The 17,177-nt window shown below is 57.4% G+C and carries 21 protein-coding genes; 16 read left to right on the forward strand and 5 right to left on the reverse strand.

Annotated features, from left to right (window positions below; all coding sequences use genetic code 11):
* Positions 1-177: 177 nt before the first annotated feature.
* The 9 genes from thpR (at position 178) to panD (ending at position 7,259) form a co-directional block, all read left to right on the forward strand.
* Positions 178-711 (forward strand): RNA 2',3'-cyclic phosphodiesterase, encoded by a 534-nt coding sequence (gene thpR, locus CVE23_RS16775; protein ID WP_049853587.1) that lies wholly within the window; start codon positions 178-180, stop codon positions 709-711.
* Positions 712-723: 12 nt separating this feature from the next.
* A complete protein-coding gene (gene sfsA / locus CVE23_RS16780; RefSeq protein WP_100849996.1) occupies positions 724-1,425 on the forward strand; it encodes a DNA/RNA nuclease SfsA in 702 nt (233 codons plus the stop codon).
* A gap of 189 nt (positions 1,426-1,614) precedes the next feature.
* Positions 1,615-2,070 carry an RNA polymerase-binding protein DksA gene (dksA, locus tag CVE23_RS16785; protein WP_012768782.1) on the forward strand — a complete coding sequence of 152 codons (456 nt, stop codon included), beginning with the start codon at positions 1,615-1,617 and terminating at the stop codon, positions 2,068-2,070.
* A gap of 92 nt (positions 2,071-2,162) precedes the next feature.
* Positions 2,163-3,071 carry a tRNA glutamyl-Q(34) synthetase GluQRS gene (gene gluQRS / locus CVE23_RS16790; protein WP_100849997.1) on the forward strand — a complete coding sequence of 303 codons (909 nt, stop codon included), beginning with the start codon at positions 2,163-2,165 and terminating at the stop codon, positions 3,069-3,071.
* Between the two features lie 68 nt (positions 3,072-3,139).
* Positions 3,140-4,543, forward strand: coding sequence for a polynucleotide adenylyltransferase PcnB (gene pcnB, locus CVE23_RS16795; RefSeq protein WP_100849998.1), 1,404 nt, complete (start codon positions 3,140-3,142; stop codon positions 4,541-4,543).
* Entirely contained in the window at positions 4,540-5,028 is a 489-nt protein-coding gene (gene folK / locus CVE23_RS16800) for a 2-amino-4-hydroxy-6-hydroxymethyldihydropteridine diphosphokinase (protein ID WP_049853589.1), read from the forward strand. The genes pcnB and folK overlap by 4 nt, the downstream gene beginning before the upstream one ends.
* Before the next feature lie 160 nt (positions 5,029-5,188).
* Positions 5,189-5,983: a 3-methyl-2-oxobutanoate hydroxymethyltransferase gene (panB, locus tag CVE23_RS16805; RefSeq protein ID WP_038919917.1), complete on the forward strand. Its 795-nt coding sequence runs from the start codon at positions 5,189-5,191 to the stop codon at positions 5,981-5,983.
* A gap of 15 nt (positions 5,984-5,998) precedes the next feature.
* Complete coding sequence (panC, locus tag CVE23_RS16810) at positions 5,999-6,853, forward strand: pantoate--beta-alanine ligase (protein WP_038919918.1); 855 nt, start codon at positions 5,999-6,001, stop codon at positions 6,851-6,853.
* A gap of 25 nt (positions 6,854-6,878) precedes the next feature.
* On the forward strand, positions 6,879-7,259 hold the full coding sequence (gene panD, locus CVE23_RS16815) for an aspartate 1-decarboxylase (RefSeq protein ID WP_033569519.1): 381 nt from the start codon (positions 6,879-6,881) through the stop codon (positions 7,257-7,259).
* A 68-nt stretch (positions 7,260-7,327) separates the two neighbouring features.
* Here the strand turns inward: panD and CVE23_RS16820 are convergent, their stop codons facing one another.
* Both CVE23_RS16820 and CVE23_RS16825 read right to left on the reverse strand, forming a co-directional pair.
* Positions 7,328-8,098 carry an ABC transporter permease gene (locus tag CVE23_RS16820; protein WP_038919919.1) on the reverse strand — a complete coding sequence of 257 codons (771 nt, stop codon included), beginning with the start codon at positions 8,096-8,098 and terminating at the stop codon, positions 7,328-7,330.
* Positions 8,095-9,018: an ABC transporter ATP-binding protein gene (locus CVE23_RS16825; RefSeq protein WP_038919921.1), complete on the reverse strand. Its 924-nt coding sequence runs from the start codon at positions 9,016-9,018 to the stop codon at positions 8,095-8,097. The genes CVE23_RS16820 and CVE23_RS16825 overlap by 4 nt, the downstream gene beginning before the upstream one ends.
* Positions 9,019-9,145: 127 nt before the next feature.
* Between CVE23_RS16825 and can the strand changes: the two genes are divergently transcribed.
* Positions 9,146-9,787 (forward strand): carbonate dehydratase, encoded by a 642-nt coding sequence (gene can / locus CVE23_RS16830; RefSeq protein WP_038919922.1) that lies wholly within the window; start codon positions 9,146-9,148, stop codon positions 9,785-9,787.
* A 44-nt stretch (positions 9,788-9,831) separates the two neighbouring features.
* Here can and hpt read toward each other — a convergent pair whose 3' ends face one another.
* Positions 9,832-10,362 carry a hypoxanthine phosphoribosyltransferase gene (gene hpt, locus CVE23_RS16835; RefSeq protein WP_038669363.1) on the reverse strand — a complete coding sequence of 177 codons (531 nt, stop codon included), beginning with the start codon at positions 10,360-10,362 and terminating at the stop codon, positions 9,832-9,834.
* A gap of 150 nt (positions 10,363-10,512) precedes the next feature.
* Between hpt and CVE23_RS16840 the strand changes: the two genes are divergently transcribed.
* Together CVE23_RS16840 and CVE23_RS16845 are read left to right on the forward strand one after the other, a co-directional pair.
* On the forward strand, positions 10,513-10,965 hold the full coding sequence (locus tag CVE23_RS16840) for a GNAT family N-acetyltransferase (RefSeq protein ID WP_038919923.1): 453 nt from the start codon (positions 10,513-10,515) through the stop codon (positions 10,963-10,965).
* A gap of 156 nt (positions 10,966-11,121) precedes the next feature.
* Positions 11,122-11,454 carry a hypothetical protein gene (locus CVE23_RS16845; protein ID WP_038919925.1) on the forward strand — a complete coding sequence of 111 codons (333 nt, stop codon included), beginning with the start codon at positions 11,122-11,124 and terminating at the stop codon, positions 11,452-11,454.
* Positions 11,455-11,623: 169 nt separating this feature from the next.
* Here the strand turns inward: CVE23_RS16845 and CVE23_RS16850 are convergent, their stop codons facing one another.
* Both CVE23_RS16850 and CVE23_RS16855 read right to left on the reverse strand, forming a co-directional pair.
* Entirely contained in the window at positions 11,624-12,688 is a 1,065-nt protein-coding gene (locus CVE23_RS16850) for an ABC transporter ATP-binding protein (protein ID WP_049853590.1), read from the reverse strand.
* Between the two features lie 7 nt (positions 12,689-12,695).
* Positions 12,696-14,303, reverse strand: coding sequence for an ABC transporter permease (locus CVE23_RS16855; protein ID WP_100850491.1), 1,608 nt, complete (start codon positions 14,301-14,303; stop codon positions 12,696-12,698).
* A gap of 238 nt (positions 14,304-14,541) precedes the next feature.
* On the opposite strand from CVE23_RS16855, the gene CVE23_RS16860 reads away from it, so the two are divergent.
* From CVE23_RS16860 to nrdH, 4 genes are all read left to right on the forward strand, one after another.
* Positions 14,542-14,889: a YacC family pilotin-like protein gene (locus CVE23_RS16860; protein ID WP_013319060.1), complete on the forward strand. Its 348-nt coding sequence runs from the start codon at positions 14,542-14,544 to the stop codon at positions 14,887-14,889.
* A gap of 108 nt (positions 14,890-14,997) precedes the next feature.
* Positions 14,998-15,861, forward strand: a complete 864-nt coding sequence (speE, locus tag CVE23_RS16865; RefSeq protein ID WP_038919927.1) for a polyamine aminopropyltransferase — start codon at positions 14,998-15,000, stop codon at positions 15,859-15,861.
* A 29-nt stretch (positions 15,862-15,890) separates the two neighbouring features.
* Positions 15,891-16,685 (forward strand): adenosylmethionine decarboxylase, encoded by a 795-nt coding sequence (speD, locus tag CVE23_RS16870; protein ID WP_038919928.1) that lies wholly within the window; start codon positions 15,891-15,893, stop codon positions 16,683-16,685.
* A gap of 250 nt (positions 16,686-16,935) precedes the next feature.
* On the forward strand, positions 16,936-17,169 hold the full coding sequence (gene nrdH, locus CVE23_RS16875; RefSeq protein ID WP_038919929.1) for a glutaredoxin-like protein NrdH: 234 nt from the start codon (positions 16,936-16,938) through the stop codon (positions 17,167-17,169).
* Positions 17,170-17,177 lie beyond the last annotated feature (8 nt).

Genomic DNA, 17,177 nt, shown 5'->3' on the forward strand with positions numbered 1-17,177 from the left:
AGCAATACAGCACAACAACTGCACAACACTAGCCGGACGTTATCTAAAGACATTATCTCAATAAATAGAAAAGCGGCGCGCCGGCCGGCGTCTGAACACGGCGAATAGCGGAACGCAACCTTAACTTTATGCGGCGGGCATTGTAGCATCGGAACCCCGCAGAACGGAGAGATTGCCATGACCCCGACCCGCCGCCTGTTTTTTGCCTTGTCGTTGCCGGACGCGATCGGCCAGCAGATCGTACACTGGCGCGCCGCGCAATTCGCTCCCGAAGCCGGGCGCCCGGTGGCGGCGGCCAACCTGCACCTGACGCTGGCATTCCTCGGCGAGGTCAGCGACGCCAAAATGCAGATTTTGCAGACGCTGGCCGGCCGTATCCGCCAGCCGGCGTTTACCCTCACTCTGAACGACGCCGGACACTGGCCCCGACCTGGCGTGGTGTGGCTCGGTTGTCGTCAGGCGCCGCGAGGATTGCTGCAACTGGCGGATATGTTACGCTCGCAGGCGGCGCGTAACGGTTGTTATCAACCCCCTCAGCCGTTTCATCCGCATATCACGCTGCTGCGCGGCGCCACCCGCCCGGTGCCGGTGCCGGCCGCCACGTTCGGCTGGACGGTGCCGGTCGAGCGTTTTTTTCTGTACGAATCGCGCGCCGACGCGGGGCGAACCCATTATCACCCCATCGCCCACTGGCCGCTGCTGACTTCCTGAGAGACATCATTCATGCAATTTTCCCCACGCCTGCAACCCGCCACGCTGCTCAAACGTTACAAACGATTTCTGGCGGATGTGGTGACTCCTGACGGGAAAACCCTGACGCTGCACTGCCCCAATACCGGCGCGATGACCGGCTGCGGCGCGCCGGGCGATACCGTCTGGTACTCCACTTCGGATAACCCGAAACGCAAGTACCCCCATACCTGGGAACTGACGCAAACCACGCAGGGACACTGGATCGGCGTAAATACCCTGCGCGCCAATCAGTTGGTGCTTGAGGCGCTGCACGCAGGCCTGCTGGCCGATTTCACAGGTTACACCACTATCCGCGCCGAAGTGCGCTATGGTTCGGAAAACAGCAGGATAGATGTGTTATTGCAGGCAGAGGACCGGGCGGACTGCTATATTGAAGTCAAATCCGTCACATTATTGCAACACGGATGTGGTTACTTTCCCGATGCGGTAACGCTCAGAGGGCAAAAGCATCTGCGGGAACTGCAACAGGTGGCGGCGCAGGGTCGTCGTGCCGTATTGTGTTTCGCCGCGCTGCACTCCGGCATCGACCGGATTTCGCCGGCGCAACACATTGACCGACATTACGCCGAATTATTACAACTATCCCGGCAGCAGGGGGTTGAAATTCTGTGTTACGGTGCCCATATCACCCCTGATGGCATGACGCTGGGGCAATTGTTACCGTTTCAATAACGTGACGACAGCGAGCTAATTCTGCCGCACGTTATGTATTATCTGATGGGATTATGCCGTTTCTCACACTTTGTCAGGCCGGTGTCGGGAATCATTGCCAACCTAACCTCCATCTGTTATTTATAGCGGCCTGTTTTTCCCCCCTGGGGGAGTCGATACTGCGTGTCGTGTTTATGTAGGAGAAGCAACATGCAAGAAGGGCAAAACCGTAAGACATCCTCTCTGAGCATTCTCGCGATTGCCGGAGTGGAGCCGTACCAGGAGAAGCCGGGCGAAGAATACATGAACGACGCTCAGCTGGCTCATTTCAGGCGAATTCTTGAAGCATGGCGCAATCAACTCAGGGACGAAGTCGATCGAACCGTATCGCACATGCAGGATGAAGCCGCTAACTTCCCGGACCCGGTAGACCGTGCCGCGCAGGAAGAAGAATTCAGCCTTGAACTGCGCAACCGCGATCGCGAGCGTAAGCTGATCAAGAAGATTGCCAAAACATTGCAGAAAATCGAAGACGAGGACTTTGGCTATTGCGAGTCCTGCGGCGTGGAAATCGGTATCCGTCGTCTGGAAGCCCGCCCCACCGCCGATTTGTGCATTGACTGCAAAACGCTGGCCGAAATCCGCGAAAAGCAGATGGCCGGATGATATCAGCCCGGCGGGAGAGCAAACGCCCTACCGCCGGGTTTTCGCTTGTTATGACCAGTCAGCATCACCTTCAACCGGCATGATGTCGCCGTATGCCTGAATCACGCCCTTACGTCGGACGTTTTGCGCCCTCTCCGTCTGGCGATCTCCACTTTGGTTCCCTGATTGCCGCACTGGGCAGCTATCTGCAGGCCCGCGCCTGCCGCGGACGCTGGCTGGTGCGTATCGAGGATATCGATCCGCCGCGCGAAGTGCCCGGCGCCGCCGCACGCATTCTCCGCCAACTGGAACAGTATGGCCTGCTCTGGGACGGCGACGTGGTGTACCAGTCCCGCCGCCACGATCTTTACCGCGCGGTGCTGGCCGACCTGCAGCGTCAGGGGAAATGCTACTACTGTACCTGTACCCGGCAACGCATCCAGCAGATTGGCGGCCACTATGATGGTCACTGCCGCGCTCGTGGCCTGCCGTCAAATCAGGCGGCGTTGCGCCTGCGCCAGAGCCAGCCGGTTCTCAGCTTTCACGATCGCTTGCGCGGGCAGATTGATGCCGACCCGATGCTGGCGCGAGAAGACTTTATTATCCATCGCCGCGATGGCCTGTTTGCCTACAATCTGGCCGTCGTGGTCGACGACCACGATCAGGGCGTCACCGAAATCGTACGCGGCGCGGACCTGATCGAACCGACGGTGCGCCAGTTATCGCTGTACCACCAGCTGGATTATCCGGCTCCGGCCTACGTACATCTGCCGCTGGCGCTCAATTGCGACGGCAATAAGCTCTCCAAGCAGAACCATGCTCCGGCGCTGCCGGATGGCGATCCTCGGGCCGTGCTGGCACAGGCGCTGGCCTTTTTGCGCCAGCCATTGCCTGCGCACTGGCGGGACCTCGATCGGGACGCGTTGCTCGCGTGGGCCGTCGCGCACTGGTCGCTGGCTACGGTCCCTGTCGAAGCCGCTCTTACATCGCCGGAAATAACATCAGCATTCTCAAAGGGCTGAGGGTGAGCTATGATTAGCCGCTATTTTTTGTTGTGCCGTTAATTTTCCAATGATTATCGAGGTGTATTATCTTTACCCGGGTAGCTAATTTTTGCCGCAAGGTACTGAATCGTGAGAATGAGCCCGCCAGGGCGGACAATCCGCCGCAGGCGATGATGGTCGTTCCCCGTGACCAGCACGCCATTTCACGTAGCGACATTAGTGAGAATGCGCTGAAAGTACTGTATCGCCTGAGCAAAGCGGGCTATGAGGCTTATCTGGTGGGCGGCGGCGTCCGCGATCTGCTGTTGGGCAAAAAACCCAAAGACTTCGATATCACCACCAACGCCACCCCGGAACAGGTCCGCAAGTTGTTCCGCAACTGCCGGCTGGTGGGCCGCCGTTTCCGTCTGGCGCATGTGATGTTCGGCCCCGAAGTTATTGAAGTCGCGACATTCCGCGGCCACCACGAACAGCATCAGGAACAGGAAACGAAAAACGCCGCCCAGCAAGGCCACAACGGTATGCTGCTGCGCGACAACATTTTCGGCACCATCGAGGAAGACGCCCAGCGGCGCGACTTCTCCATCAACAGCCTCTATTACAGCATCGCCGACTTCACCGTTCGTGACTACACCAACGGCCTGAACGACCTGCGTCAGGGGTTGATTCGCCTGATTGGCGAACCGGAAACCCGCTACCGCGAAGACCCGGTGCGCATGCTGCGCGCCGTGCGATTCGCCGCCAAACTCAGTATGCGCATCAGCCCGGAAACCGCCGAGCCGATTCCCCGTCTGGCCTCGCTGCTGCACGATATTCCGCCGGCGCGGCTGTTTGAAGAATCCCTGAAACTGTTGCAGGCGGGCTACGGCTATCCGACCTATCAGTTGCTGTGCGAATACCAGCTGTTTCAGCCGCTGTTTCCGCTGATCAGCCGTTATTTCACCGCTAACGGCGAAAGTACGATGGAGCGGATGATCGTGCAGGTGCTGAAAAACACCGATCAACGCATCCAGAACGACATGCGCGTCAACCCGGCGTTTCTGTTTTCCGCCATGCTGTGGTACCCGCTGGTGGAGCACGCCCAGAAACTGACGCAGGAGAGCGGGCTGGCCTACTTCGAGGCGTTCGCCTTAGCCATGAACGACGTACTGGACGAACAGTGCCGCTCGCTGGCGATCCCCAAACGTATTACCTCGCTTGTCCGCGATATCTGGCAATTGCAGTTGCGTCTGTCGCGCCGTCAGGGCAAACGCGCCTTCAAGCTGATGGAACACCCGAAATTCCGCGCCGCGTATGACCTGCTCTGCCTGCGCGCGGAAATCGAAAACCATCATGAGCTACAGCGCCTGGCGCAGTGGTGGGGCGAGTTTCAGGTCGCCGCGCCGCCGCGCCAGCAGGTGATGCTGAACACGCTGGATGACGGCCCGACGCCGCATCGCCGCTCACGTCGCCCGCGCAAGCGCCCTGCCCGCCGGGACAACGCCCGGTGATCCGGGTTTATCTGGCGCTGGGCAGCAACCTGTCCGAACCATTGCAACAGGTGCGCGCAGCGCTAACCGCGCTGGACGCCATTCCGCACACCCGGCTGGCGCGCTGTTCGTCATTTTATCGCAGCCGCCCGCTCGGCCCGCAGGATCAGCCTGATTATCTCAATGCGGTCGCCGAGTTACAGACCGCGTTGCCGCCGGAAACGCTGCTGGACCATACCCAGCGCATTGAGCAGGAACAAGGACGAGTACGTAAGGATCACCGCTGGGGACCGCGTACTCTCGACCTTGATATTCTGCTGTTTGGCTCCCTGACGCTGCATACCGAACGACTCACGGTGCCGCACTATGACATGAAAAACCGTGAGTTCATGCTCTACCCGCTGGCTGAACTGGCGCCGGAACTGGTGTTTCCCGATGGAGAAGCGCTGGCGACGCGGTTACAGCAGATCCCCCGCAACGGCCTGACCCTGTGGGCCGACCAATAACCATCCCCCCATTCTCCTGCCGACCGCGACGCGCGGTTGGCGCCGGATAGGTACCAATCTCTTGTTTTACAAATAGAAATAGATCGCTGTTCCTGATGCCTGCCTTCCATTAGAATGACTCACCTTTGAAATGCCCTTGAGTTGACTCAGGAAGGTTGCCATGAAAGCGACGACGATTTCTCATCTGCGCCAGTGGAAACAGGAACAGAAAAAGTTCGCCACACTGACCGCTTACGACGCCAGCTTCGCCCAGTTGTTTTATGAACAGGGTATCCGCGTAATGCTGGTGGGGGACTCTCTCGGTATGCCCGTGCAGGGCCACGATTCGACCCTGCCCGTTACCATTGACGATATGGTTTATCACACCCGCTGCGTACGGCGCGGCGCACCGCATTGCCTGCTGTTATCCGATCTCCCCTTCATGGGCGCCGCCACGCCGGAACAAGCCTGCCAGCAAGCCGCGGCGTTGATGCGCGCCGGCGCCAATATGGTCAAGATCGAAGGCGGTAGTTGGCTCGTGCCGACCGTGCGCATGCTGACCGAACGCGCCGTCCCGGTGTGTGGACATCTGGGGCTGACCCCGCAGTCGGTCAATATCTTTGGCGGCTATAAAGTCCAGGGGCGTGACGAAGCCGCCGCCAGCCAGCTGCTGGAAGACGCGCTGGCGCTGGAACAGGCTGGCGCTCAGTTACTGGTGCTGGAATGCGTGCCGGTATCGCTGGCCCAGCGAGTGACCGACGCACTCAGTATCCCGGTCATCGGCATCGGCGCCGGCAATGTCACCGACGGCCAGATTCTGGTGATGCACGACGCGCTGGGCGTGACCGGCGGCCATACGCCGAAGTTCGCCCGCAATTTCATGGCGGAAGCAGCGGATATCCGCGCCGCCGTTCGCCTGTATGTGCAGGAAGTCGAACAGGGAACCTTTCCCGACGAGCAATACAGTTTTGTTTAACACAGGAGCAAGCGTGTGTTGATTATTGAAACGCCGGTGCTGCTGCGCCGCGAACTCCGCCGCTGGCGTCAGGAAGGAAAACGCATCGCATTGGTGCCCACCATGGGCAACCTGCATGACGGCCACCTGACGCTGGTGGACGAGGCCCGGGCTCGGGCCGACATCGTGGTGGTCAGTATTTTTGTCAACCCATTGCAGTTTGAGCGGGCGGACGATCTGGCCCGCTACCCGCGCACCCTGCAGGAAGACTGCGAGAAGCTGACGCGGCGCGGCGTTGACCTGGTGTTCGCGCCCGCCCCCGACACTCTCTACCCTAACGGCCTGCAACAGCAGACGTTCGTGGAAGTCCCGGGGCTGTCGCAGATGCTGGAAGGTGCCAGCCGTCCGGGGCATTTTCGCGGCGTCTCCACCGTCGTCAGCAAGCTGTTCAATCTGGTGCAGCCGGATGTAGCCTGCTTTGGCGAAAAAGATTACCAGCAACTGGCGCTGATCCGTCAGATGGTGGCCGACATGGACTACGACATCAGCATCGTCGGCGTGCCTATCGTGCGCGCCAAAGACGGCCTGGCGCTTAGTTCTCGCAACGGTTACCTCACCGCCGAAGAGCGTCAGCAGGCGCCACAGCTTCGCCGCATCATGAACGAGGTGGTAGAGCAATTATCCAACGGCGACCGGCAAATTGATGATATGCTCGCCAACGCATCAGAGGCGCTGCGCGAGGCCGGATTCACGCCCGACGAGCTATTTATCCGCGACGCCGCAACGCTGCAGCCGCTGACCATCGACAGCACCTGTGCCGTGGTGCTGATGGCGGCCTGGCTGGGCAAGGCGCGCCTGATTGACAACCAGCAGGTGGATTTGACCACCTGATTTCTCCAACCAGAGTGACAGACCGATGATTCGAACCATGCTGCAAGGTAAGCTGCACCGGGTGAAGGTAACCCAGGCAGATTTACATTATGAAGGGTCCTGCGCCATCGATCAGGATTTTATGGACGCCGCCGGTATTCTTGAATACGAAGCGATCGACATCTACAACGTGGACAACGGCCATCGTTTTTCCACCTACGCGATCGCCGCTGAACGCGGCTCCCGCATCATTTCCGTCAACGGCGCGGCCGCACGCTGCGCCTGCGTCGGCGACAAGCTGATTATCTGCTCCTATGTGCAGATGCCGGATGAGCAGGCGCGCGAGCACCGCCCGAAGGTCGCCTATTTTGGCGACAACAATACGTTGCAGCGCACCGCCAAAGCCATTCCGGTGCAGATCGCCTGAGTCATTGCGCCGATAAAAAAGCGGGACGGCACACGCCATCCCGCTTCACATCCGACAAAAACGCCTGATTAACTGCGCAAGCCGCGCCCACGCTCAATCAACCACCAGCTCAGCCCGTAGAACACCACGATAAACGCCAGCAGCACCGCCAGCGTCAGTGGCAGCGGCACATCATGAATACCCAGGAATCCGAAGCGGAAACCGCTGATCATATAAACGACCGGGTTCAGTTTGGATACCGCCTGCCAGAACGGCGAGAGCAACGACAGCGAATAGAACACGCCGCCCAGATAAGTCAGCGGCGTCAGCACGAAGGTGGGAATCAGGCTGATGTCGTCGAAGGTTTTGGCGAATACGGCGTTAATCAGCCCCGCCAGCGAAAACAGCATCGACGTCAGCAACAGTGTCACCACCACCATCCACCAGGCATGGACGTGCAGCGGCACAAAGAACAGCGACACCGCCGTGACCAGCACGCCGACGCAGATGCCGCGCGCCATGCCGCCGCCGACATAACCGGCGATGATGATGTGGGTCGGCACCGGCGCCACCAGCAGCTCTTCGATATTGCGCTGAAATTTGGCGCTGAAAAATGACGACGCGACGTTGGCATAGGCGTTGGTAATCACCGACATCATGATCAGCCCCGGCACGATGAACTGCATGTAACTAAAGCCGTTCATCTCGCCGATGCGGGTACCGATCAGATTGCCGAAAATGATGAAGTACAACGACATCGTAATCACTGGCGGCACCAGCGTTTGGATCCAGATCCGGGCGAAGCGGTTGATTTCCTTGCTCCAGATGCTCTGCAACGCTACCCAATATAACCCCATCATGCTTTATCTCCGTTGTTATTGAGCAGCGCGACAAACAGTTCTTCCAGGCGATTGGCCTTGTTGCGCATACTGAGAACCTGAATGCCTTGCGCGCTGAGCTGGCTGAAAATGCCGTTCAGCCCTTGCTCGCGTCTCACTTCCACTTCCAGCGTAGAGGTATCCACCAGTCGGTGCTGATAGCCTTCCAGCCTGGGAAGGGCGCTCTTCGCCGCCAAGTCGAAAAAGAAGGTTTCCGATTGCAGCTTGGCCAGCAGCGCCTTCATCGAGGTGTTTTCCACCAGTTGCCCGGACTGGATGATGCCGATATTGCGGCACAGCATTTCCGCTTCTTCCAGATAATGGGTGGTCAGGATGATGGTGGTGCCCTGCCCGTTGAGTTCTTTGAGGAACCCCCACATTGAGCGACGCAATTCGATGTCCACCCCGGCGGTCGGCTCGTCAAGAATCAGCAGCTTGGGTTCATGCATCAACGCCCGGGCAATCATCAGCCGGCGCTTCATCCCGCCGGACAACATGCGGGCGCGCTCGTTGCGCTTGCCCCACAGGTCGAGCTGGTTGAGGTATTTTTCGGCGCGCCGCAACGCCTCCTGCCGGGGAACGCCGTAGTAACCGGCCTGATTGACCACAATTTGCATCACGGTCTCAAACGGATTGAAGTTGAACTCCTGCGGCACCAGCCCCAGTTGCCGCTTGGCGTTCACGATATCCCGGTCCAGATCGTGGCCGAACACCTGAATCCTGCCGTCGGTCTTGTTGACCAGTGAACTGATGATGCCGATGGTGGTGGACTTGCCTGCGCCATTAGGGCCCAGCAGAGCATAGAAATCCCCGGCTTCAACGCGCAGGTCGATACCGCGCAGCGCGCGAACGCCCCCCGGGTACGTTTTGGTCACATTCATCAATTCCAGTGCATATGTCATAGCTGAAAGCGTGCCTTATTATCAGTTGAGCGAGTCCTGGTCGGACCCAGTTTTCGATTTCAAAACCCCTGTGATTGCTCTATATTACCCCTCACCGCCCTTTTGTTGTTACAGGTCATTTACTTTCATGAAAACGATAGAAACGCTGATCGCCAATAACCAGCAATGGTCTGAAACGATAGTGAAAGAAGACCCTGATTATTTTGAACGACTGGCATTAGCTCAGCGTCCCCGCTTTCTGTGGATTGGTTGTTCTGATAGCAGGGTTCCCGCAGAAAGCCTGACCAGCCTCGAACCGGGCGAACTGTTCGTTCACCGCAACGTGGCTAACCTGGTGATCCATACCGATCTTAACTGCCTGTCCGTAGTGCAGTACGCCGTTGAGGTTCTGGAAGTGGAGCACATCATCATTTGCGGCCACTATGGCTGCGGCGGCGTGCAGGCCGCGGTTGAAAACCCGGAACTGGGGTTGATCAACAACTGGCTGCTCCACATCCGTGACCTGTGGTATAAGCACAGCTCATTACTGGGAGAATTGCCACCCGAACAGCGAATTAACAAACTGTGTGAAATCAACGTAGTGGAACAGGTGTACAACCTGGGTCACTCCACCATCATGCAGTCGGCCTGGAAACGCGGCCAGAAGGTGACGATTCATGGCTGGGTCTACGGGATTCAGGATGGTCGTCTGCGTGACCTGGAAGTCACCGCCACCAGCCGCGAGACGCTGGAGCAGCGTTACCGCCGGGCGGTCTCGTCGCTGCTGTAATCATTCCTATCGCGCCCATACCGGCATGGGCGCGATTTCACGCTTTACTGCGGAATCACCTTGCCGATAAACGGCAGATGGCGATAACGCTGGGCATAATCGATGCCATACCCCACCACAAACTCATCAGGGATGGAAAAACCAACCCATTCTACCGGTACCTGAACTTCACGGCGTGACGGCTTATCCAGCAACGTACAAATGGCCAGCGACTTCGGCTCGCGCAGTTGCAGAATTTCCCGCACCTTGCTCAGGGTATTGCCGGAGTCAATGATATCTTCGACAATCAGCACGTCTTTGCCGCGGATATCTTCATCCAGATCCTTCAGAATCTTCACGTCGCGCGACGAGTTCATGCCGCCGCCGTAACTGGAGGCGGTCATAAAATCCACCTCGTGGGAAAGGTCAATGGCGCGGCACAGATCGGCCATAAACACAAAGGAGCCGCGCAGCAGTCCCACCAGCACCATGTCGCTGCCGCTGTTGCGGTAATGCTCGCTGATTTGGCGTCCGAGTTCGGCCACCCGCGCCTTGACCTCCCGCTCGGAGATCATGACGTCCACCGTATGTTTCATCATACTGACAACTCACAGAAAAAAGGTATCCAGTATCGGCCTCTGGGGCCATACTCCGATGCTGACACACAGCCAGGCTGTGCCGCAATTCATCACGGCGCGCAGTATAACAGAAAGCCTGAGTTCACCCACCCCACTAGCGGAGAGAGCATGACATCCTTATCGTCTTCAATGGCTGACAGCGCCATCACCTATAAAGTGAATGATCCCATCAATGTCGATCAGTTTATCCATCTGCTAAACCGAACCTCGCTGGGCCCGAGACGACCGCTGGATCAGCGGGATACCCTTGCGGGCATGCTAACCGAAACGGACCTGCTGGTGACGGCATGGCGCGGCGATGAACTGGTGGGCGTGGCGCGCAGTGTGACGGATTATCACTTTTGCTGCTACCTGTCCGACCTGGCGGTGGACGAAACTTGTCAGCATGGCGGCATCGGTCGTCAGCTTATCGCGCATACCGTACAGCAGCTCAAACCACAATGTCGTCTGATTCTGATTGCCGCGCCTCAGGCCGTGGATTATTACCCCAAAATCGGCTTTGAAGCCCACCCCAGCGCCTGGCACATTCTGGCGGGCGACTTTCTCGCGCTGGAGCGTTGAGGTCTGCGTGAGGTTTGCCGAGTGTGGTGAAAATATCAACGTATTCGCAAGAGAGTCAGGATTTCGTTATCGGCAGATAAAAGAGGGTAAAACGCGTTGCGCTGCATCAGTACAAGGTTTTTCATATGTCATGACCAACCTATGGAGAGGTGTAACATGACATCACTATCGAAAATTTGCCGTACTGCAGCGCTTATCGCCGGTATTTCTCTGATTTCCGCCGTATCCGTGGCCTCCGCTCATCCGGAAGGCGCCGAGCCGCCGGCATTCAGCAAACCCGGCGCATTTCCACCACCGCCCGGATTCCCGCCGCCGATGCCTGCGCTGTACCAGGCGTCGCTGCAGGCGACCGACCCGGTGCAAGCCGTCAACAAGCTAGTCGCCAACGTGCCGCAAGGCAATGGCAAAACCTATGAAGTCAGCATCAGCGTGCGGGAAATTCCCCCCATGCCTCAGCCTGAACCACACGCGCCGAATGCAGCCAAATAGCATCGCGTGTGATAGTACTGAAATTGATAGTACTGAAACTGATAGTACCGAAGCATTGATGACCATGCCGGTAGCCCGGAGAAAAAAGCAGAACGGTGAGCGCCTGTGTTGAACAAGGTCGTTAGCAGGCGCTCCCGGCGTTCGACGGACGAGGCGGGCCTGACGCCCGCTACTCCTGCGAACCGATCGCCGTTTCCGGCGGAAACAGAACCGGTTGATCGGTGCGAATACTGAGCCGGACCGGCTGCCCCGGTTCAAACCAGTTGCCGCTTTGCACCTGAAGCTCCAGCTCATTGACCCGGACGCGGTAAAAATTGCTGGTTCCCATAAACAACCGATCTTCGATTACGCCCGAGCCTTCCTCATCCAGCGCCAGCGCAATTTCCTGCGGACGAACCAGCCAGTCATAACGTGCGCCATGCGGCAGTTTCAACGCTCGCGTCGCCTGATGCTCGCCGAGAAAACTCTGCCATTGACGGTCACCGCTGATCTTCACCGGCAGGTAATTGGTGTTGCCCATAAAACTTGCCACATAACGATTGACCGGCCGGTAGTAGAGATCGGCGGAAAACCCCTGCTGCACAATACCGCCGTCATGGATCAGGATAAGGTGATCGGCGAAGGCGAAGGCGTCTTCCCGATCAGATGTCGCAAACAGCGTGGCGATCTGACGCTGCCGCAGAATCTGGCGCAGCTCGCTGATCAAGCGGTAACGGATTTGGCTGTCAACGGAGGAAAAAGGCTCATCCAGCAGCAACAGTTTAGGCTGGCACGCCAGCGCACGGGCCAGCGCCGCCCGTTGATTCTGCTCTCTGGACAATTCATGGGGATAACACCGGGTAAAGGTTTCCAGTTGCATCAACCCTACCGCATCCATCGCCAGAGTGCTGACTTCTTCCGATGACCTGCCGCGCAGCCCGAAGGTAATGTTCTCCATGACCGTCAGATGGGGAAACAGCACATCATCCTGAAACACCATCCCCACGACGCGCGGCGATGACTCGGCGCCCTGCGCCTGGGAGTCCGCCTTCTGACCGGCGATGACTATTCTGCCTTGTTCCTGCGGCAGCAGACCCGCTATCGATTTCAGCAGCGTGGTTTTACCATCGCCGCTGGCCCCAAGCAGGCACACCATTTCGCCTTCATGCACCGAAAAACTCACGTTTTCCAGCACGGAAAGTTGCGGATAGCGGCAACTGAGCGAGGCTATCGTTAGTATCTCCGGGGTCGCCATAACTTACCTATCCTTCCATTCTCATCAATCGGGTTATCCCAAACAGCGGGATCATCCCCACGCCCACCAGCATCAGCGCGGGGGTCGCCACCAGCGGCAGCCGTTCATCCATCATGAAGCGGAACACATAGGTCGCCATGGTTTCCACTTCAAACGGCTGCAACAACAGCGATGCATTCAGCTCACGCAGGCTTTCGGTAAACACCAGCAATACGCCGACAATCATGCAGTGACGCAACTGCGGCAGATAAACCCACAGCACCTGCAGGGCCGGCGTATAGCCAAGCGACTGGCTGACATGCGTCATGGCGCCCGACAGGCGGGACATACGGACTTGCAACCGGTCAATCAGCAAACCGCTAAAACGCATGCAGTAAGCCAGAATCAGCACCAGCACTGACCCCGCCCAGGGGTCGTCCACCACACCGCCGGCCGTGGCGCGCCAGGCATCCAGCCCCAGAAACGGCACCAGTAGGCCCATACCCAACGCCGTTGAGGGCAATAACCGATTGAGATTCAGCCAGCGCAGCGGGTTACGGTAAGCGGGATTGCCGATTGCCTGGAAATCAAACGTACACACCACCGCCAGCCCAATCACCAGCAACATCGCGCAGGAGGCCGCCATGAAGCTACTGGTAAACGCCAGCAAAAACGGCAAACTCCAGATTGGCGCTTCGGACACTATCGCCCACCCCACCATCCGACCGACCGGCACCACAAACGCAATCACCACCAGTGCGCCGCCAAACAGCATCGTCAGAAAACGCGGCCACCCGTGCAGCACCGGCAAGTTGTTCGGGCATATTCCGCAGTTTTTCTGGTAACGCAACTGACGGGCGCGGCTGCGACGCGCCTGAAACCAGATCAGGAACACCAGCGGCAACAACAACGACATCAATAATGCCGCCGTACCGTGCTGCGCCTTGTCGCGCCACAGGTCCAGACCGGCCGTGGTGATCGTTTGCAAAGAGAAGTAAGCGGAAATACCGTAATCGCCGAGCGCTTCCGACGCCATCAGCACCATACCCAGCGCGATCGCCGGGCGGGCCATGGGAAAAACGACACGCCAGAATACCTGAGCGCGGGTCTGGTTCATCAGCCGGGCAGCCTGTTGCAGACTGACCGGTTGCGACATCAGCGCCGTTCGAACCAGCAGGTAGACATACGGAAACAGCACCAGCGCCAGACACAGGCTGGCGCACGCCACCATCAGCGCCTGTTGCCAGAATGTCTGGGGCGCAACGTCCGTATCAAACGACAGGGCGTACAGCGTTTGCTTAACCGGCCCTTCGTACCCCAGCGCGTCGCCATAGACCGCAGCCAGCAGATAACCGGGCATCGCCAGCGGCAGCAACAGCGCGCGATGCAGCCACACCTGACCGGCGAAGCGGTAGCGCGACATCAGCCAGGCCAGCGGCAACGCAAACAGCAGGCTAAACAGCACGCAGCCCGCCACCAGCATCAGCGAGTTCATGCCATAAACGGGCAGAGCATGCCATAGCGCCGACACCGCGTCGCCAGGAGCGGACAACGCCATCCCGACCATGGTTACCAGCGGGAATAGAAGTATTCCTGCCAACAGCACACTACTGATGCGCCAGATACCTGAAGTCATGAGAAATCGTGAGATAAATTTAAACTGCACTATTAATATCAAAGCCAGACGCTGGCGTCATGGTGTCAATCGCTGATAAATAGCCGGTAATTGCGCCATTGAACATACACCCCTCCGTTTGCCCCGCCCGGCGCGGTTCTTCGCCTCTTGCGGATATCACGCTGATCTTAATAAAACTTGAAATCCGGGCCGGTAACTGTGATAACGTCATCTGATGAAAGATGAAACAGGTTGAATTATGAAACATTCCGCGCTGGTGCTGCTCCTGCTTTCGCTGTTGGGCTTCTCCTCCGCCAGTAAGGCATTGAATGATTTCGAGGCTGAAGACCTCGCCGATCTGACCGCCATTTTTGTTTATCTGAAAAACAACTGTGGTTACAAAGATCTCCCCAACGAGCAAATCCGCCGGGCGCTGGTGATCTTTGCCCAGCAAAATCGCTGGGATTTGAGCAACTACAATCAGTTCGATATGATCGCCCTTGGCGAAGCCAGTTACCGCGACCTGAGCGGCATCGCCATCCCCACCCCGAAGAAATGCCAGTATCTGGCACGAAATTCGCTAAGTTTACTCGCGAATACTCAGTAAAGCGTAAAATCCTCCGCATTGCGTGAAATTTGACCGTGCAAGCACCATGAGAGTTAGCTATCATAGCGCGCCAATTTTCATGGCTGTTATCGCGGAGGAAGCCCTAACATGTCCCAGAAAGAAATTTGGTATGAGACCCTGCATGCCAACTTTGGTCAGTACTTTTCGATAGACCAGGTGCTCTATCATGAAAAAACCGACCATCAGGATCTGATCATCTTCGAAAACGCCGCGCTGGGCCGGATTATGGCGCTGGATGGCGTAGTGCAGACCACCGAACGCGACGAGTTCATCTATCACGAAATGATGACCCATGTTCCGCTGCTGGCCCACGGCAACGCTAAACGCGTGCTGATCATCGGCGGCGGCGACGGCGGCATGCTGCGCGAAGTCTGCCGCCACCGTAACCTGGAACAGATCACGATGGTGGAAATCGATGCCGGCGTGGTGGCGTTCTGCCGTCAGTATCTGCCCAACCACAGCGCCGGCGCCTACGATGACCCGCGCTTTCGTCTGGTGATTGACGACGGTGTTAACTTCGTCAACGCCTGTCAGGAAAAGTTCGATATCATCATTTCCGACTGCACCGATCCTATCGGCCCCGGCGAAAGTCTGTTTACCTCGGACTTTTATCAGGGATGCGCACGCTGCCTGAACGACGGGGGAATCTTCGTGGCGCAGAACGGCGTCTGCTTCCTGCAGCAGGATGAAGCGGTCAACAGCCATCAGAAACTGAGCCGCTATTTCAGCGACGTCAGTTTTTATCAGACCGCCATTCCGACTTACTACGGCGGAATCATGACCTTTGCCTGGGCCAGCAACAACCCGGCATTGCGTACGATCGATCAAAATAGCCTGCAGCAGCGGTTTGACGCCGCGGGAATCGAATGCCGCTATTACAATCCGGCCATTCATACCGGCAGCTTTGCCCTGCCGCAATATTTACTGAATGCCCTGTCAGCCGCCCGCTGACCACGGCATCCATAAGGGGGTGAATTAAATTGCAAAAGCTGAAACTACATGGCTTTAACAATCTGACCAAAAGCCTGAGTTTTTGTATCTACGATATCTGTTACGCCAAAACGCCTGCCGACCGCGATGGCTATATCGCGTACATTGATGAGCAGTACAATGCGAACCGTCTGACAGAAATCCTGAGTGAAACCTGTTCCATCATTGGCGCCAACATTTTGAATATTGCCCGCCAGGATTATGAACCACAGGGCGCCAGCGTCACTATTCTGGTCAGCGAGGAACCGATGGACCCACGCGACGTGGATACCTCCGAACATCCCGGCCCGCTACCGAACTCCGTCGTCGCGCATCTCGACAAGAGCCATATCTGCGTACACACCTATCCGGAAAGCCACCCCGGCGGCGGCCTGTGCACCTTCCGTGCGGATATCGAAGTATCTACCTGTGGGGTCATTTCGCCGCTCAAAGCGCTCAACTATCTGATTCATCAGCTGGAATCGGACATCGTGACCATCGATTACCGTGTGCGCGGTTTTACCCGCGACATCAACGGCGTCAAGCATTTCATCGACCACAAAATCAATTCGATTCAGAACTTCATGTCTGACGACATAAAATCGCTCTATCACCTGATGGACGTAAACGTTTACCAGGAAAACATTTTTCACACCAAAATGCTGCTGAAGGATTTCGACCTGAAGCACTACCTGTTTAACGTTAGTCCGCAAGAACTGAGCCCGGAAGAGCGCAAACGTATTACCGATTTGCTGTATCGAGAGATGCAGGAGATCTATTACGGCAGAAACATCGCGACCGTTTGACCATTCACCTGAGGGCGCCCGCCCTCAGGTTTCCTTCGCCGACCAATTCCTTTCCCAGGTTCACTTTGCCAAAACCTCTATATATTGCGTGGTTGATATTTTAAAACACAATATCTAGTATTTATTGCGAGACGGACAGCAACGGTTCGCCCGTATGCATTGAACCATGTATTGAACTATGCATTGAAAACCGGCTCACCCAAAAGCGCCCTGACTCTCTCACTTTCGATGACAAAGGTAAATACGAATCATGATCATTAGCGTTTATAGCAAAGCAGACTGCCCCCAATGCGACGCTACCTGCCGCACGCTGGATAGCTATGGCGTGACCTACCGCAAGATCGATATCTCCAGCGATGAGCAGGCGCGGGAACATGTACTGGCGCTCGGCTACCGTCAGGTGCCGGTGGTGGAGACCAACGGGGCGCACTGGTGTGGTTTCCGCCCGGATAAACTCCGATCGCTGCGCGCCGTCACAGCCTGAGACAACGA

Source organism: Dickeya fangzhongdai (genome assembly GCF_002812485.1).
Classification (GTDB): domain Bacteria; phylum Pseudomonadota; class Gammaproteobacteria; order Enterobacterales; family Enterobacteriaceae; genus Dickeya; species Dickeya fangzhongdai.

What these genes read in the sequence shown, in the direction of transcription:
- CVE23_RS16855 (WP_100850491.1), bottom strand. Translation starts at nt 14,303, where the DNA reads ATGACTTCAGGTATCTGGCGCATCAGTAGTGTGCTGTTGGCAGGAATA.
- speE (WP_038919927.1), top strand. Translation starts at nt 14,998, where the DNA reads ATGTCCCAGAAAGAAATTTGGTATGAGACCCTGCATGCCAACTTTGGT.
- sfsA (WP_100849996.1), top strand. Translation starts at nt 724, where the DNA reads ATGCAATTTTCCCCACGCCTGCAACCCGCCACGCTGCTCAAACGTTAC.
- can (WP_038919922.1), top strand. Translation starts at nt 9,146, where the DNA reads ATGAAAACGATAGAAACGCTGATCGCCAATAACCAGCAATGGTCTGAA.
- CVE23_RS16840 (WP_038919923.1), top strand. Translation starts at nt 10,513, where the DNA reads ATGACATCCTTATCGTCTTCAATGGCTGACAGCGCCATCACCTATAAA.
- gluQRS (WP_100849997.1), top strand. Translation starts at nt 2,163, where the DNA reads ATGCCTGAATCACGCCCTTACGTCGGACGTTTTGCGCCCTCTCCGTCT.
- thpR (WP_049853587.1), top strand. Translation starts at nt 178, where the DNA reads ATGACCCCGACCCGCCGCCTGTTTTTTGCCTTGTCGTTGCCGGACGCG.
- panD (WP_033569519.1), top strand. Translation starts at nt 6,879, where the DNA reads ATGATTCGAACCATGCTGCAAGGTAAGCTGCACCGGGTGAAGGTAACC.
- nrdH (WP_038919929.1), top strand. Translation starts at nt 16,936, where the DNA reads ATGATCATTAGCGTTTATAGCAAAGCAGACTGCCCCCAATGCGACGCT.
- CVE23_RS16860 (WP_013319060.1), top strand. Translation starts at nt 14,542, where the DNA reads ATGAAACATTCCGCGCTGGTGCTGCTCCTGCTTTCGCTGTTGGGCTTC.
- hpt (WP_038669363.1), bottom strand. Translation starts at nt 10,362, where the DNA reads ATGAAACATACGGTGGACGTCATGATCTCCGAGCGGGAGGTCAAGGCG.
- panB (WP_038919917.1), top strand. Translation starts at nt 5,189, where the DNA reads ATGAAAGCGACGACGATTTCTCATCTGCGCCAGTGGAAACAGGAACAG.
- CVE23_RS16850 (WP_049853590.1), bottom strand. Translation starts at nt 12,688, where the DNA reads ATGGCGACCCCGGAGATACTAACGATAGCCTCGCTCAGTTGCCGCTAT.
- CVE23_RS16845 (WP_038919925.1), top strand. Translation starts at nt 11,122, where the DNA reads ATGACATCACTATCGAAAATTTGCCGTACTGCAGCGCTTATCGCCGGT.
- CVE23_RS16820 (WP_038919919.1), bottom strand. Translation starts at nt 8,098, where the DNA reads ATGATGGGGTTATATTGGGTAGCGTTGCAGAGCATCTGGAGCAAGGAA.
- dksA (WP_012768782.1), top strand. Translation starts at nt 1,615, where the DNA reads ATGCAAGAAGGGCAAAACCGTAAGACATCCTCTCTGAGCATTCTCGCG.
- CVE23_RS16825 (WP_038919921.1), bottom strand. Translation starts at nt 9,018, where the DNA reads ATGACATATGCACTGGAATTGATGAATGTGACCAAAACGTACCCGGGG.